The 15,085-nt window shown below is 37.1% G+C and carries 13 protein-coding genes; 1 reads left to right on the top strand and 12 read right to left on the bottom strand.

What is annotated here, in order from left to right:
• The 10 genes from HMPREF2613_RS04450 to gyrA all read right to left on the bottom strand — a co-directional run.
• Positions 1 to 611, bottom strand: a 611-nt coding sequence (locus HMPREF2613_RS04450; RefSeq protein WP_070479271.1) for a hypothetical protein, incomplete at its 3' end; no start/stop codon positions are given.
• Between the two features lie 9 nt (positions 612 to 620).
• Positions 621 to 1,439, bottom strand: a complete 819-nt coding sequence (locus HMPREF2613_RS04455; protein ID WP_065426788.1) for a hypothetical protein — start codon at positions 1,437 to 1,439, stop codon at positions 621 to 623.
• Positions 1,440 to 1,453: 14 nt separating this feature from the next.
• Positions 1,454 to 1,657: a hypothetical protein gene (locus HMPREF2613_RS04460; protein WP_049486895.1), complete on the bottom strand. Its 204-nt coding sequence runs from the start codon at positions 1,655 to 1,657 to the stop codon at positions 1,454 to 1,456.
• 91 nt (positions 1,658 to 1,748) lie between these two features.
• The gene (locus tag HMPREF2613_RS04465; RefSeq protein WP_261673963.1) at positions 1,749 to 2,561 is read right to left on the bottom strand and encodes a hypothetical protein; all 813 of its coding nucleotides are present in this window, start codon (positions 2,559 to 2,561) and stop codon (positions 1,749 to 1,751) included.
• The gene (locus tag HMPREF2613_RS04470; protein WP_070479273.1) at positions 2,545 to 3,777 is read right to left on the bottom strand and encodes a glutamyl-tRNA amidotransferase; all 1,233 of its coding nucleotides are present in this window, start codon (positions 3,775 to 3,777) and stop codon (positions 2,545 to 2,547) included. Before HMPREF2613_RS04470 ends, HMPREF2613_RS04465 begins: the two co-directional genes overlap by 17 nt.
• A 25-nt stretch (positions 3,778 to 3,802) precedes the next feature.
• A complete protein-coding gene (locus HMPREF2613_RS04475) occupies positions 3,803 to 5,077 on the bottom strand; it encodes a DUF2130 domain-containing protein (RefSeq protein WP_070479276.1) in 1,275 nt (424 codons plus the stop codon).
• 95 nt (positions 5,078 to 5,172) lie between these two features.
• Positions 5,173 to 6,453, bottom strand: a complete 1,281-nt coding sequence (locus tag HMPREF2613_RS04480) for an O-acetylhomoserine aminocarboxypropyltransferase/cysteine synthase family protein (RefSeq protein WP_070479278.1) — start codon at positions 6,451 to 6,453, stop codon at positions 5,173 to 5,175.
• Positions 6,454 to 6,599: 146 nt separating this feature from the next.
• Positions 6,600 to 7,397: a formate/nitrite transporter family protein gene (locus HMPREF2613_RS04485; protein WP_000254773.1), complete on the bottom strand. Its 798-nt coding sequence runs from the start codon at positions 7,395 to 7,397 to the stop codon at positions 6,600 to 6,602.
• A gap of 143 nt (positions 7,398 to 7,540) precedes the next feature.
• Positions 7,541 to 8,284 carry a class A sortase gene (locus tag HMPREF2613_RS04490; RefSeq protein WP_033681684.1) on the bottom strand — a complete coding sequence of 248 codons (744 nt, stop codon included), beginning with the start codon at positions 8,282 to 8,284 and terminating at the stop codon, positions 7,541 to 7,543.
• Positions 8,284 to 10,752, bottom strand: coding sequence for a DNA gyrase subunit A (gene gyrA, locus HMPREF2613_RS04495; protein ID WP_033681683.1), 2,469 nt, complete (start codon positions 10,750 to 10,752; stop codon positions 8,284 to 8,286). The genes HMPREF2613_RS04490 and gyrA overlap by 1 nt, the downstream gene beginning before the upstream one ends.
• A 193-nt stretch (positions 10,753 to 10,945) precedes the next feature.
• On the opposite strand from gyrA, the gene HMPREF2613_RS04500 reads away from it, so the two are divergent.
• A complete protein-coding gene (locus tag HMPREF2613_RS04500; RefSeq protein ID WP_023942623.1) occupies positions 10,946 to 11,932 on the top strand; it encodes an L-lactate dehydrogenase in 987 nt (328 codons plus the stop codon).
• A gap of 681 nt (positions 11,933 to 12,613) precedes the next feature.
• Here HMPREF2613_RS04500 and HMPREF2613_RS04510 read toward each other — a convergent pair.
• Positions 12,614 to 13,849, bottom strand: coding sequence for a tetratricopeptide repeat protein (locus HMPREF2613_RS04510; protein ID WP_070479280.1), 1,236 nt, complete (start codon positions 13,847 to 13,849; stop codon positions 12,614 to 12,616).
• Positions 13,839 to 15,005 carry an AI-2E family transporter gene (locus HMPREF2613_RS04515; protein ID WP_070479283.1) on the bottom strand — a complete coding sequence of 389 codons (1,167 nt, stop codon included), beginning with the start codon at positions 15,003 to 15,005 and terminating at the stop codon, positions 13,839 to 13,841. The genes HMPREF2613_RS04510 and HMPREF2613_RS04515 overlap by 11 nt, the downstream gene beginning before the upstream one ends.
• Positions 15,006 to 15,085: the final 80 nt, after the last annotated feature.

Consider the following 15,085-nt stretch of genomic DNA (forward strand, 5'->3'; position numbering starts at 1 on the left):
TCTTTATTGAACACAATATCTTTTATGGCTTGAGTTTGGGCGACTAATTTAGCTCTTCCTCCTTTATAATCTGGTGCCTTGGACAATTGTTCCTCAAAGAAAGCAATATCTTGCGCATCTTGAAGATGAATGGAAACTTTTAATAATTCATAGGTTGATATTAAAAATGTATAGCCTCTTAGTCTACCCCAAATTTTTTTCAAATCATATTTGGACATATTTTCCTTGGCAGCTTGAAAATCTCCTTTTAAATAAGCCACTTGTCCCTGAATAAATTGAAAATATTCTTGATACGTTGCCCTATAAATCTTAATCGATTTCTCAGATTGAACCCTAAACATGTCTTCATAGAGTTTAATATTAATAGCATCATTTAACATTAGATAAACAACTTTGCTAGATACAAATCTTAAATAAAATACAAAGACAAGAGCAAAAAAGTCAATAACTAATAATATGAGTCCCAATATTTCCAAATTGCTTTGAAATACTAAGAATACTGCCATCGCATCAACAACTAAGACTAAAAATACGCAAATTAGAATAACCCTATCAAGTTGTAGAAGAGTGTTTTCTGTCGCCCTACTTACTATTTTTTTAACTAATTTCATATATTACTCTCATTTCACTGATTCTAAATATTTTTTCGCTTCCTGAACATAAAAAAGTTCTGGATTTTCATGAGCGATACTTTCAAACAAACTACGAGCACGAGCTCCATTTCCTTTTAGCTGGGCATTGAGAGCTCCGTAATAAGAGAACATGATTCGAGCTAACTTATTTTCTGGTTTGGTGGTGTCGAAGTAGTCGTTTGATTTTTTATTGCAATAGATATCAACAATAGCCTTTAAACTCAAAATTTCTTTCTGATATTTTAAAAATTGCGATTGAACATTACTTGTTAGTTCTTCTATTTCTACCATTAACTCTTGCAATTCTAAATAATCATTCAAATGAACCAAGTTTAGGATACTATAATACTTGATATTAAAAACATAGTACAGATTTTGGGATTTTTTTAGATTACTATTTTTTATTTTATTCAGCAATTCTAAACTATCTTGGAATAGTCCTCTATAAAAGGATACTTTTGCATTTGCCAAATATTTGGGAAGAATCTGAACATTTCTATTTAAAGAATTTGCATCAGCTCTAGCAACTATATCCTGATACTTTGCTAAATTGATATCTTGAGATAAAATATCAATTAAAACCTTATCAAGTAATAGTTTAGATAGAAGAATAAACAATATAAGAAGGACAAGAAATAATGTTAATACCTTTGTGTAAGTGGTCGATGAATGGTTAAAAATATAGACATAAGCAATTACTGTTGAAAACACTAAAAAATACAGCAAATATTTAAATATAATTTTAAGAAAAATTAATTCTATTTTATCAGCTGACCATGTTCTAATAATTTCTATAGCTCTTTTCATATAACACTCCATAACTAGTTATTAAATAACGCAGTAATTCCTACAAATAATGCAGCTACAGCAGTTGCTGCCTCACCAACCCCAGTAGAAAAAGCAAGAATTGTCCCAACTGTTACAATAGAAAGTCCAATCGTTTCAACTGGATGCTCTACAACCCAATTAAAAGCACTATCAACTACCTCACCTGTTGTATTAAAAGTTTGAGTAAGATGATCCACCGTTCTTACCCCCGTCTCATTAGTCGTCTTAACTGTTGCGTAGTCTTGTTTGACCTGGTTACTCTCTTTTACTTAATTTAAACGAAAGGTACTAGGAAACATTATTACTTCCTAAATATTTCTTCGCTTCCTGTACACAAAAGAGTTCTGGATTTTCATGGACGATACTTTCAAACAAACTACGAGCACGAGCTTCATCTCCTTTTAGCTGAGCATTAAGAGCGCCATAATAAGAAAATATGATTCGAGCTAGCTTATTTTCAGGTTCAGTGGTGTCGAAGTAGTCGTTCGCTTCTTTATTGAACACAATATCTTTTATGGCTTGAGCTTTAGCAACGAGTTTAGCCTTACCATCTTTCGAATCTGGTGCCTTGGACAATTGTTCCTCAAAGAAAGCAATATTTTGCTCATCTTGAATATGGATAGAAGATAGAAAATCATAATATAATTTCTTCAATTCAAATATTTTTCTATTTTTTTTAGAAATATTAGAAAGATTGATATTTGAATATTGACTAAGCGATAATAAAAAATCTCCTCTGAGGTAAGATAATTCTCCTGTGATTAATTCAAAACTTACTTCATTAAATTTCTTATTAAACTTATTGGAATGACTAACATTGTATTCAAAGAAAAATTGATATTTCTTAAAATCAATCAAAACCACCTTCCAATATAGAAGAACTTTCCATGTCAATAAATTTAAAAAGATGCCAATAACTATAAATAATACCGACAAAAATAACAGATAACGTACTGCAATAATATTCTGTTTAAACAATAAAAACAAACCCAAAATTGCTATATAAACTGCAACAACTAATAAATATGTAGATAATCGAATACAAATATTATAAAGAAATTTTACATCTTTATTTGCTAATAATTTAATTAAGCTTTTCAATTTTATAAAAATCCTCCGAATAAAATTGTTTACTAGATTCTCTCAGTAAAAAATTTTCAAAATCACCTTCATCTTCAACTATTGTATACATTCCGTTGTTCACTATAAAATAGTCATTATTGATCATGTAGTGTCCATCGGAGAGTCCTGAAAAATCAATGTCATCTAACTTCAATTTGTCACGTTCACTAAGTGTTAAACATAAACGAAGGGCTCCCTCTTTCATATAGTCTTTAAGAGAAATTGCTGCATATCCTCCAAATGCTTGTTTTTCTGGACTAGATGAGTTTTGATTTTGAACTGCTTTTTCTTTAATAAAAGAAGTGACTCTAAATGAACGTGATATTTGAAAACCTGGGCTAGCTAATGGTTGATCTTCAGCATCAAATACAGATAAATCATAACCTTTCTTTTTAATAGCATCTTCTACTACTGACCTAAAATCTTTTAGAACTATTTGAGCTTCATCACTTGAAACAGCATTTTTTATAAATTCCTTTAGGCCGTAGTCTTGATCAATGAAAGTAACATATTTCAATTTTTGACGCGTGTACTTAGCACCCACTTTTATGGTAACTCCCTTATCGAAAACATCAAAGACACCTACATCGGAAATATTACTATCATAGTATGAAGACTTAAGTGTTAATTCGTAGTTCAAATCCCTAGAATGATAAAACTCTTGTAATTGTTGTACTTTGGCATTATTTCTCAAGTAAGTTTGAATTTCACTGCCTAGAAATGGAGAAAGAGTTCCCGCTAATACTATAATGACTACAAATCTACTCACTTTTTGATTGTACTCAACCTTTTGATAAATCCAATCTAAATACGGAAATAAAAATAATGAAAAAATGAAACTCCAAAGGTCAATATCTTTTATAAAGTCAAAGGAAACGATCATTTTAAATCTTAGCACAAACATCAGAAAAATTGCTAAAAAAATATTGCCAATCAATAGGAATGAAATCAGACATTTCGTTCGATTTTTTGCCTTTATCACATAAGTTATACCTACAATAAGATTGGCTAAAAAGCTAATTCCGTAGCCTAAGACTGTTGGAACAAGGCCAAAAACACCAAATAATAAACTATATCTTGAGTCTGAGTCACCTACCCCTTCAATATTTAAAAGACCATATAGGAGATTAAGAAGAAACACAACTAGTGGTAAATATGCAATATAGATATCCGAAAATTTCAAAGTTTTTTTCATAGGAACTCCTGTTTCTAAGGTAATTTTACTCCCCCTTCAATGCTTCAAACTTCGCTTTCATGGTTGGATTTTTTCGAGTCAATTTTTTGACCGAAACATCTTCTAATTTGTTGTTAGCTAGACGGAGTTGGTTTTCAGATGTTGTTAGGAACTTTTTAACCTCTTCCATCCGTTTGATAGCCTTATCAATTTCATCGATTGCTTTACCAAAGTTGGTCGAAGCTGAATTATAGTTCTTAGCAAAGGCCTGTTTAAAGGCATCCAAGTCTTCCTCAAAATTCGTAATGTCGATATTTTGCTCCCGAACCAAGGCCAGCTCTTGCTTGTATTTTAGTGAATTAAGAGCCGCATTACGCAGGAGCCCAATCAACTGAATAAAGAATTGAGGACGAACCACATACATCTTTTCATACTCGTGACTAACGTCAACAATCCCTGTGTTAAAGTAGTCATTATCGGCCTCAAGCATAGTCACCAAAACCGCATATTCACAGTTCTTTTCACGACGGTCCTTGTCCAATTCCTTGTAAAAATCTGCATTCTTGTGCTTCTTCTCTGTTCCATCTGCTTCATTTTTCATCTCAAACATGATGGAAATAATTTCAACACCATTTTCATCACTCTCGCGGAAGATAAAGTCCCCCTTAGACCCACGCGCAGAGACCTTGTTATCCTTCTCAAAGTAAGCATTTGGAAAAGCAAAACTACGGACCTTGTTAAACTCACTCTCTGCATACTGTTCCAGACTTTCCCCGATAGCTTTTGTAGATTGTTGAGCTTTGAAATTCTTATAAAATTCGACCTGTTCACTAGCTGCCTTGAGTTGAGCTTCGTAGTTTTGCTTAACTGAAGCAAGAGAAAGCTCGTTTTCCTTTTCTTGCAGTAGGAGCTGATTTTTAACCTGATCCCGTTCTTTTTCTAGGTCAGAGAGGGTCTTTTGCAGTTGATTTTCATGCTCCAAACGCAAGGTTGCCAATTGGTTTTCCAAGGCCTGCACTTCCTTGTCCTTTGCTAATAAAGCCTGATGGCTTGTCTGTTCAACCTCTTTCTTGGCCAATTCTTTTTCTGTATTAAAGTTTTGGATTTGGCTCTGCAATTGCGCAATTTCTTGGTCTTTTTGAGCCAGTTTAGACTGTTGTTCATTCATGGCCTTTTGCTCAGCCAAAGCCAGTTCCTGCTTCATGCGATCGTGTAGTTCCTTATCAAACTCAGCCGTTCTCACTTGGGATAAAAGTTCGGCATACTGACTTTCATTTACTGTAAAGACTTCCCCACAGTTGGGGCATTTGATTTCGTTCATATCGTTCCTCTTTCTAGACTTCTGTAACCATTATATCATGCCTGAGGAAAAATCAAAAACAGTGAGTCGAAACCCACTGTTTATCTTCTTTTTCTTTAAATTTTTTCCAAGGCCAAGCGCAAGTCTTCAATCAAATCTTCTACATTTTCAAGTCCGATTGACAAACGAATTTGGTTTGGGGTGACACCTGCTGCTTCAAGGTCTTTTTCTGACAATTGACCATGAGTGGTTGTTGCTGGATGGATAACAAGAGATTTAGCATCTGCTACGTTTGCAAGATCAGAGAAGATTTCCAAACTATCAATTACCTTGCGTGCTTCTGCCTCCCCACCTTTGACATGGAAGGTAAAGATTGAGCCCACACCTTTTGGCAAATATTTCTCAGCCAAGGCATGGTAAGGACTATCAGCAAGTTTTGGATAGTTGACTTTTTCTACCTTAGGATGGTTGACAAGGAAATCAACAATTTTCTCTGCATTTTGCACATGGCGTTCCACGCGAAGAGAAAGTGTTTCAAGTCCTTGGAGTAACAAGAAGGCATTAAATGGCGACAAGGCTGCCCCTGTATCACGAAGCAATTGAACACGGACAGCTATAATAAAGGCTGCTGCCCCCACATCACGAGTATAGCTCAAATTGTGGTAGCTTGGGTCTTCCTCAACAAATTGAGGGAATTTTCCTGAAGCCGCCCAATCAAAACGCCCGCTATCGACAATCACTCCTCCAATTGTCGTACCATGTCCACCGATAAACTTAGTCGCAGAGTGAATGGCAATATCTACACCGTGAGAAAAAACGTTAATCAAATAAGGTGTAGCAAAGGTATTATCGGAAACAAGTGGAATCTGATGTTTATGAGCAATCTCAGCCAATTTTTCCAAGTCAGGAATGTTAATCAAGGGATTGCCCAAGGTTTCAATCAATACAAGCTTGGTATTGTCTTTGATCGCTGCTTCCACTTCCTCTAAATTATCCACATCCACAAAGGTTGTTGTGATACCATAACGAGGAAGGGTTTCTTTCAAGAGGTTGAAAGTCCCGCCGTAAATAGTTGATGCCGCTACTACATGATCACCAGCATGGGCAAGCGCCAAAATCGTATAAGTCACTGCGGCCATACCTGATGCGGTTGCAAGAGCTCCAACACCACCTTCAAGAGCAGCAATTCTTTCTTCGAAGGCAGCTGTTGTAGGGTTTGTGATACGAGTATAAATGTTCCCTGGTTTTCTCAAGGCAAACAAATCGGCACCTTCCTGCGTGTCATCAAAAACAAAGGATGTTGTTTGATAAATCGGCACTGCACGAGACTTGGTAGCTGGATCCACAACTTGACCAGCATGTAGTTGCAAAGTTTCAAATTTAAAATCACGAGTCATAAAACGACCTCCAAATAGTTTGATTAAGGATATTGTAGCACCTTAAGGTATAGTTTACAAATATCAGTTTTCTATATTTTGATATAAGAAATAGCTATTACCCTATTTTAAAAACGAAAAAGCACGACTTAATCGTGCTCATTTTCTTAATCTACGTAAGTATCTTCATTTTTATTGAGGAAGGCATATGGAAGACCCATCAAGAGGCCTCCTCCGATAAAGTTTCCAATGAAGGTTACACCCCAGTGACGAAGCATATTTCCAACACCGAAGTTAGCAATTGAATCAGCAGCAACACTGAATTTTACAATCGCGAAAGAAGCAAAGTTCGCAGCGATGTGCTCGTTTGTTAAGAATACAAACATGTAAATCGCTGATAAAACGAGCCATAGTTTAGCACCACCATCTTTGACCAAAACAAATGAAAGAATCGCAATATTAACGAAAATATTTGCCAAAATCGCCTCAAGCAAGATTAATTCATTTGAACGGCCTAACTTCATCTCAACAACACCTGAGATGAAGCTATCGTGAGTTAGATGTGCATAGGCTGCCGAATGAGCAAAGCCCCAACCTGCTATCAAGGCCCCGATAAGGTTGAACAAGGTACAGTAAAGTAAAATCTCAGCTGTTTTTCTCCAAGAGATTTTTTTCAAGAAACTACCAGCAGTTAAGAACATCATGTTTGATGTTACCAACTCGGCATTCAAGAAAACAATGTAGGCCAATCCCCAAGCAAAGACAAATGGGAATAGGAAGCGTCCACTACCCGGTGCAATTTTATTAATCAAGTCAGCTCCAACTGCACCTGCAGCTGTACTGAAGGTTAAAAATGCACCTGCGAACATCGAACGAATCGCATACTTAAATTTGCTTTGACTATAAAGACTTTCTTTCTTCTTGCAAGCAAATTCAATCTTTGAGATAAATTCTGAAGAAACCATAATAAACTCCTAAAACTTTTATTTGTGATAATTATATCACAAACTTTAGAATTAAGGAAACGTTTTCTGTATTTCATAAAAGTTTATTTTACGAAAATATTAAAAGAATCAATGAAACTTAATCTTCACTGATTCTTTTAGAACTAATAAAATTGTTTATATGGTTGATTGAAGGCTGTCAAAATTTCGTCAGATGTTTGTGAATAATCTTTTGTTTCTTTCAAATCACCCTTTACAATGATCCGCTCAGTAGCTGCTGCATCCTCACAAGTTACTAAAGTAATTTCATCAACACCAGTTCGGTCATCAATTTCATCTACTCTATCTGGTGTAACTCGTTTCACTTCACTAATTTCATAGGTATACACTTTATTCTTATCTGTCAAGTGAATTTTCATCCCTTTTTTCGCACGATCTAGTGGAGAAAAAAGCATCTGACTAGCATTATCACCTGTGAAAATATGATGGCTAGCTAATGAATAATTCCCTTTACCCATTTCTTGGTCACGCTTCATGGTACCCGCACCGTATAAAAGATTGACATTTGCAATCCCCTTAAAGATAGGTAAATTAATTTCAAGCTCAGGTATTGCAATTCCTCCGATAACAGGTAATTTTTGATTATCCCATTGAGAGGCTAAAACAGCTTCAGAGGAAATGGCTTTTACTGAATCAAAATCAAAATTTCCCTCTGTGTCCTGATTTTCTTCTATTTTTTCTTTTGATACTTGACTAACTTGGTATTTATTACTATTCCAAGCAATAAATGCATCACGAATCTTTGCATTAAAAATCAAAGCAATAGAGATCAGTATGAGGAATACAGCCAAGATATTTGTCAGCAGATTTTTTCGTTTGATTTTCTTATTATTCTTTTTATGAGACATTATGCTTCACCTTCTGTTTCGTTTTCTGTCCCAACTTCTTCTTTCTCTGCGGCTGCCACTGTTGTAAAGGTTACAATTTTGGCATCTTGATCCAGGCGCATCACCTTAACTCCCATAGTTGAGCGACCTGTTTGTGAAATATTAGCAACATTGGTTCGAATCATGACACCAGTATCAGTGATAATCATCAAATCTTCATCACCTTTAACTGTCATAAGACCAGCAAGGGAACCATTCTTTTCAGTAATTTTAGCAGTTTGCATCCCTTTACCACCACGACCTTTTGTTGGATATTCAGTCGCAACTGTGCGCTTACCATATCCTTTTTCAGTGATGATAAGAACCTCGTCCTGATCTGTGATTACACTAGCACCAACTACTGTGTCCCCCTCACGGAGATTAACACCTTTCACACCCGTAGCGATACGACTCATTCCCCGAACGGCTGATTGATTAAAGCGAACTGCATAACCAAACTTGGTACCAATGATAATATCCGTATCTTCTTCTGTCAACAAGACATTAATCAACTCATCTTCATCTTTCAGATTCAGTGCTTTAAGTCCATTTTGACGAATGTTAGCAAATTCCTTGACGCTGGTTCTCTTCACAATGCCATGACGGGTTGTGAAGAAAAGGTAAGCATCATCACTGCGTTCAGATTCAACATTGATGATAGTCTGAATACTTTCGCCTTCATCCAGTTTTAAAAGATTGACAATCGGCAATCCCTTGGCTGTACGGCCATATTCAGGAATTTCATAACCTTTAAGACGATAAACACGTCCTTTATTTGTAAAGAAGAGCAAATGATCATGCGTGCTAGTTGATACTAACTCACGAACAAAGTCGTCATCCTTAACACCTGTACCTTGGACACCACGACCACCACGTTTTTGAGCAGTGAACTCAGCTTGGTCCAGACGTTTGATGTAACCCTTGTTAGACAGTGTAATTAAGACATCCGATTCTTCAATCAAATCCTCATCTTCGAGGCTTAAGACTTCACCGACCATCAATTCAGTACGACGTTGGTCACCAAATTTACGTTTAACTTCGTCTAATTCATCTTTGATGATCTGTGAAACACGTTCCGGCTTAGCAAGAATATCTGCTAAATCGGCAATCAGAGCCAAGAGATCATCATACTCAGACTGAATCTTATCGCGTTCCAATCCAGTCAAACGACGAAGACGCATATCAAGAATGGCTTGACTTTGACGTTCAGAAAGCTTGAATTTACTCATCAACTCAGCTTGTGCTTCCGCATCCGTTTCACTAGCACGGATGATACGAATCACTTCATCGATATGGTCTAGCGCAATTAAGAGACCTTCTAAGATATGCGCACGCGCTTCTGCTTTTTCCTTATCAAAACGGGTACGACGAACAACCACTTCTTTTTGATGTTCGATATAAGCATCCAAAATCTGACGAAGGGACAAAATCTTCGGTACACCATTTTGGATAGCAAGCATATTAAAACCAAAATTGGTTTGCATCTGGGTCATCTTGAAGAGGTTATTAAGTATAACATTGGCCGAGGCATCACGTTTGACCTCGATTACGAAACGAACCCCTTCACGGTTTGATTCATCACGAACTGCAGTAATACCCTCAATACGTTTTTCCTGAACCAAACGAACAATATGCTCATGCACCTTTGTTTTATTGACCATATAAGGAAATTCTGTTACAACGATGCGCTCACGGCCAGTCTTAGTTTCTTCAATTTCAGTACGAGAACGAAGAACAATAGAACCTTTACCAGTTTCGTAAGCCTTATGAATGCCTGATTTCCCCATAACCAGGGCACCAGTTGGAAAATCTGGTCCAGGTAAGACTTCCATCAAGTCCTTAGTGGTCACTTCAGGATTGTCCATGACCAACTTCACAGCATCAATAGTTTCACCCAAGTTATGAGGTGGAATATTGGTTGCCATTCCAACAGCAATACCAGTCGCTCCATTTACCAAAAGGTTTGGAAAACGAGCTGGCAAGACCAAGGGTTCCCGTTCATTGGCATCATAGTTATCAACGAAATCAACTGTATTTTTATTGATATCACGAAGCATCTCCAGAGCAATCTTGCTCATACGTGCCTCAGTATAACGCTGGGCGGCAGCACCATCACCATCCATGGAACCAAAGTTCCCATGACCATCTACAAGCATGTAACGGTAACTCCACCATTGAGCCATACGGACCATGGCTTCATAGATAGAGGAATCCCCGTGTGGGTGATATTTACCCATAACATCCCCTGTAATACGAGCAGATTTTTTATGAGGTTTGTCTGGAGTAACACCCAGTTCATTCATTCCGTAGAGAATCCGACGGTGAACCGGTTTCAAGCCATCTCGAACATCAGGAAGGGCCCGCGCTACGATAACACTCATGGCGTAGTCGATAAAGCTCGTCTTCATCTCCTTTGTCAGATTGACATTCACTAAATTTCTATCCTGCATTAATAAATGCCTCATTTCACTATTAGTATAAAATATATTATACCATAATGTCCGCCATATTTCAGGTATCTAAAACCACTAAAACGTTTACATCAAGAACTGCAAAGCATATCCGTGACAAAGCTTTTTAAAAGTGATAGAATTGAAATAACTGGGGAAATCCCTGAATAAAATTAAGGAGATGTTTAGAATAATGACTTCAACTAAACAACACAAAAAAGTTATCCTTGTCGGTGATGGTGCTGTAGGTTCTTCTTACGCTTTTGCACTTGTTAACCAAGGAATTGCACAAGAGCTTGGAATTATCGAAATTCCACAATTGCATGAAAAAGCTGTTGGTGACGCGCTTGACCTTAGTCACGCCCTTGCTTTCACTTCACCTAAAAAAATCTATGCAGCTCAATACTCTGACTGTGCAGACGCTGACCTTGTTGTAATCACTGCAGGTGCGCCTCAAAAACCAGGTGAAACTCGTCTTGACCTTGTAGGTAAAAACCTTGCTATCAACAAATCAATCGTAACTCAAGTTGTTGAATCAGGTTTCAAAGGTATCTTCCTTGTTGCTGCTAACCCCGTTGACGTCTTGACTTACTCAACTTGGAAATTCTCTGGATTCCCTAAAGAACGCGTTATCGGTTCAGGAACTTCACTTGACTCAGCTCGTTTCCGTCAAGCACTTGCTGAAAAATTGGATGTTGATGCTCGTTCAGTGCACGCCTACATCATGGGTGAACACGGTGACTCTGAGTTCGCTGTTTGGTCACACGCTAACATCGCTGGTGTAAACCTTGAAGAATTCCTTAAAGACACTCAAAATGTTCAAGAAGCTGAATTGATTGAATTGTTCGAAGGTGTTCGTGATGCAGCTTACACAATCATCAACAAAAAAGGTGCAACATACTACGGTATCGCAGTAGCCCTTGCTCGTATCACTAAAGCAATCCTTGACGATGAAAACGCAGTGCTTCCACTTTCAGTATTCCAAGAAGGTCAATACGGAGTTAAAAACGTCTTTATCGGTCAACCAGCTGTTGTTGGGGCACATGGTATTGTTCGTCCAGTAAATATCCCATTGAACGACGCAGAAACTCAAAAAATGCAAGCATCTGCTAAAGAATTACAAGCTATCATTGACGAAGCATGGAAAAACCCAGAATTCCAAGAAGCTTCTAAAAACTAATTGTAACTAGGTTCTCATTAAATGAGAACTCCATACCGAAGACAAACATTATTCTAGTGTTTGTCTTTTTTATTTCTCCAGATCTCCTATCCTTAAAAAATTTGAAACCTCTACAAAATACTTTTCAATGCAAAAAAATTTCCCGCCCTGTTTTCCGTGGTTTTTCCGATCTAAGTCAATCTTAACTTCCACATAAACTTAGCTTGATTATCAAAACTTTGTGAGTATATTTGCGGTTATTGGATACGATTCAGTCATAGATGAAGGAAAATCAATAACTTGTCCAATCTGACTAAGAAAATGTTCTTGCGAAACGAGTTCATCTAGCGTGTAAAAGACAACCTGATTGCGGTTATTGTCTGGATTTTCTTTATGAAACATAGGAAACATCTCACAACTTTTCTGACATCTATTATACAACTTTAGAAAAAATGCCCTTAGAAACTTTTAATCTAAGGGCTTTGTTTTCAGTCTGAGTTTCTTATAAAATGAGAACTTTTCTTTTTATTGTTATAAAATCTAAGATTGTGCTTTTAAAAATATTACTTATCTCACTTCTTATGTATTGTATTGTAAATTCGAATACAAACACAATAACTCAAATATACTCTCACCATACAATAGATAAAATAACCTGTAGATGATACTATGAAAAATGATAAGATATAGCTTTAAAACATTTTATTCCTGCAATCTCTCATACAATTCTTGCATTTGTACATCATCTGGAACCAGTTTTAAGTAAGCTTGCGCATTGACTTTTGCTTCTTCAAAATAACCCAATTCACGCAAGAGATAGATATAGTGTTCCAGAAACTCTGGATTATCCTTTAAATCTCCTGCCAACTCTTGATAATGCTCGTAGGCAGTATCCAAATCGTCCATTTCTTGATAGGAACGAGCAAACATCCACTTGGTCAAAAGATTCTCTGGCTCATCATTTTGCAAGTCTAGAATGTCCTCATAACGTTCCTGTTCTAGATAAATAGTGGCTAGACGGAGTAAGATTTCTTCCGTATCCTCAGCGTCTTCTTTTGCAGTAAGGAGGTAGTTTTCTGCACCACTGGCATCATGCAATTCATAAGAGAATTGTGAAGCAGCCAGCAAGAGGCGAGTTTCAAAGGGATTTTTCTCTAAGCCTTGCTTAGTGATACGCAGGGCTTCTTGAACTTGATGTTCCTTATGTAAGGCCTGACTGTAACCATACTCATATCCTTCAAAATCAGGTGAAATGGTATCAAGTTGCTTAAAGTAGAGGACAGCTTTTTGGTATTCTTCTCTATCAAAGTAAAGACTGGCCAACTCAAAAGCTGTTAGGTCATCGTATTCTAACTCCAGGGCTTTTTCTAAAAACTCTGTAGCTGTTTCAAATTTCCCTAACTGGGCATAGGCAAAGCCAATCCGTTGATAGGTAGAAATGCCTGTTTGCTCATAAATAGTACGATTATCTAACTGGGCATAGCCTTGAATAGCTTCTTGGTAATTTTCCAACTCACTATCCAACTCTGCTAAGCCCAATATCAAGAGAGGATCCTCTGAGTAGGTCAAAGCCTCCAGCAGTTTCTCACGCGCTACATCTGTCAAACCTTCCAGCTGGTAAAGGTCTGCTTTCAGAGCCAAAGCTGAAACATACCAGTCACTGTCAGCTTGGATTTCCTCAAGATAAGCAAAGGCTTCTTCGATTTGACCATCCTCGCTAGCAATAGCTGCCAGATTGAGATTAACCTCTGGAAAATCCTCTATGATTTTCAGGTAAATTTCCTTTGCCTGAGGATAAAAACCAATCCCTTCTAGATAAGTAGCTAACTCATACAGAAGGTCACTTGGATCATTTTCTAAAGCTTTGACGAAATAGTGCTCAGCCTTGGTTAAATCTTGCTCTTCCAAGGCCTGTAACATCTGTTGACTATTGTTCACTCTTGATTTCCTCTCCCTCTAGTTCATATAGGCCACTGACTACCTTATACCATTCAAAAATGGCTGAAATGACAACTTTAGCAGAGGCATAAACTGGAATACCGAGCAAGACTCCCCAGATACCAAACATGGATCCTGAAGTTAACAAGACAAAAAGAACATTAATAGGATGGATGTTTAATTGACTTCCCAAAATCAATGGAGAGACAAAACGGCCTTCAATAGTTTGTTCTACGATAAAGACAATCACTACTTTTAAAAGCATGACCGGCCCAGCAATCAAGCCCAATACTAGGGCAGGAAGCATGGCTAAGAAGCTACCCAAATAAGGAACCAGATTTAAAATACCAGCAGTAACCCCCAACGTAACTGCATAGCGTAAACCAATAATCTTGAAGAAGATGATAAACATTACTGCTACAATAATAGCCACTGTTACTTGCCCTCTAACATAGTTGGACAACTGTTGATTCACATCTGACAAAACCTGTCCCACAGGTTCCTTCAATTTCGTTGGCATGAATTGGGTTAAATAGTTACGCAAGCCTTTCCCATCACGCAAGAGATAAAAGAGCATGAAAGGAACGATAATCAAGGCAACAATCACTTGAGAAGCCCCGCTAATAAAGGCACTCACCCAGTTGACTGCCTGAGAAGAAACTTTACTTGCCCAAACTGTAGCCTGACTAGAGAAGTTTGTTAAAACTTGCTCTAACTGAGGTCTGAAATCATCTGGTAAACGCTTGGTGACCAAATCATTAATAACTCGATCAGCATCTTCAAGGTAGATTGGTACATTTCTTGCAAAGGTTAAAACTTGACGTTGCAGATTTGGAATAGCGACTGCCAATCCCCAAATGATAAAGAGAGCGATGATCACAAAGACAATACTGATTGCTATGACGCGATTAATCTTATGCTTCTCCAACCAATCAACAATGGGATTCAGTAAATAGTATAGTAAACCAGATAGAATGACTGGCAACATCACGACTGCCAAAAAGTCTAAAACAGGTGAAAATAGAAAACTAATCTTGCTTAAAATAAAAAGATTTAAGCCAAGTAACAAGGTTACCAAAAATACCGTAATTGCCTTGTTATCCAAAAACCACTTGAAAAACCAAGATAGGCTAAAATGTTTCTCTTTTTGCTCCATAAATACTTCCTTTCTATTGTTCTCTCATTATACCATTTTTAAATCAAAATAACTCTTTTTTAAAGTGCTTACATACCATT

The organism is Streptococcus sp. HMSC070B10, from assembly GCF_001808665.1.
Classification (GTDB): Bacteria; Bacillota; Bacilli; order Lactobacillales; family Streptococcaceae; genus Streptococcus.

Coding starts and splice junctions, on each gene's coding strand:
- HMPREF2613_RS04455 (WP_065426788.1), bottom strand. CDS start 1,439: ATGAAAAGAGCTATAGAAATTATTAGAACATGGTCAGCTGATAAAATA.
- HMPREF2613_RS04470 (WP_070479273.1), bottom strand. CDS start 3,777: ATGAAAAAAACTTTGAAATTTTCGGATATCTATATTGCATATTTACCA.
- HMPREF2613_RS04475 (WP_070479276.1), bottom strand. CDS start 5,077: ATGAACGAAATCAAATGCCCCAACTGTGGGGAAGTCTTTACAGTAAAT.
- HMPREF2613_RS04480 (WP_070479278.1), bottom strand. CDS start 6,453: ATGACTCGTGATTTTAAATTTGAAACTTTGCAACTACATGCTGGTCAA.
- HMPREF2613_RS04485 (WP_000254773.1), bottom strand. CDS start 7,397: ATGGTTTCTTCAGAATTTATCTCAAAGATTGAATTTGCTTGCAAGAAG.
- HMPREF2613_RS04490 (WP_033681684.1), bottom strand. CDS start 8,284: ATGTCTCATAAAAAGAATAATAAGAAAATCAAACGAAAAAATCTGCTG.
- gyrA (WP_033681683.1), bottom strand. CDS start 10,752: ATGCAGGATAGAAATTTAGTGAATGTCAATCTGACAAAGGAGATGAAG.
- HMPREF2613_RS04500 (WP_023942623.1), top strand. CDS start 10,946: ATGACTTCAACTAAACAACACAAAAAAGTTATCCTTGTCGGTGATGGT.
- HMPREF2613_RS04515 (WP_070479283.1), bottom strand. CDS start 15,005: ATGGAGCAAAAAGAGAAACATTTTAGCCTATCTTGGTTTTTCAAGTGG.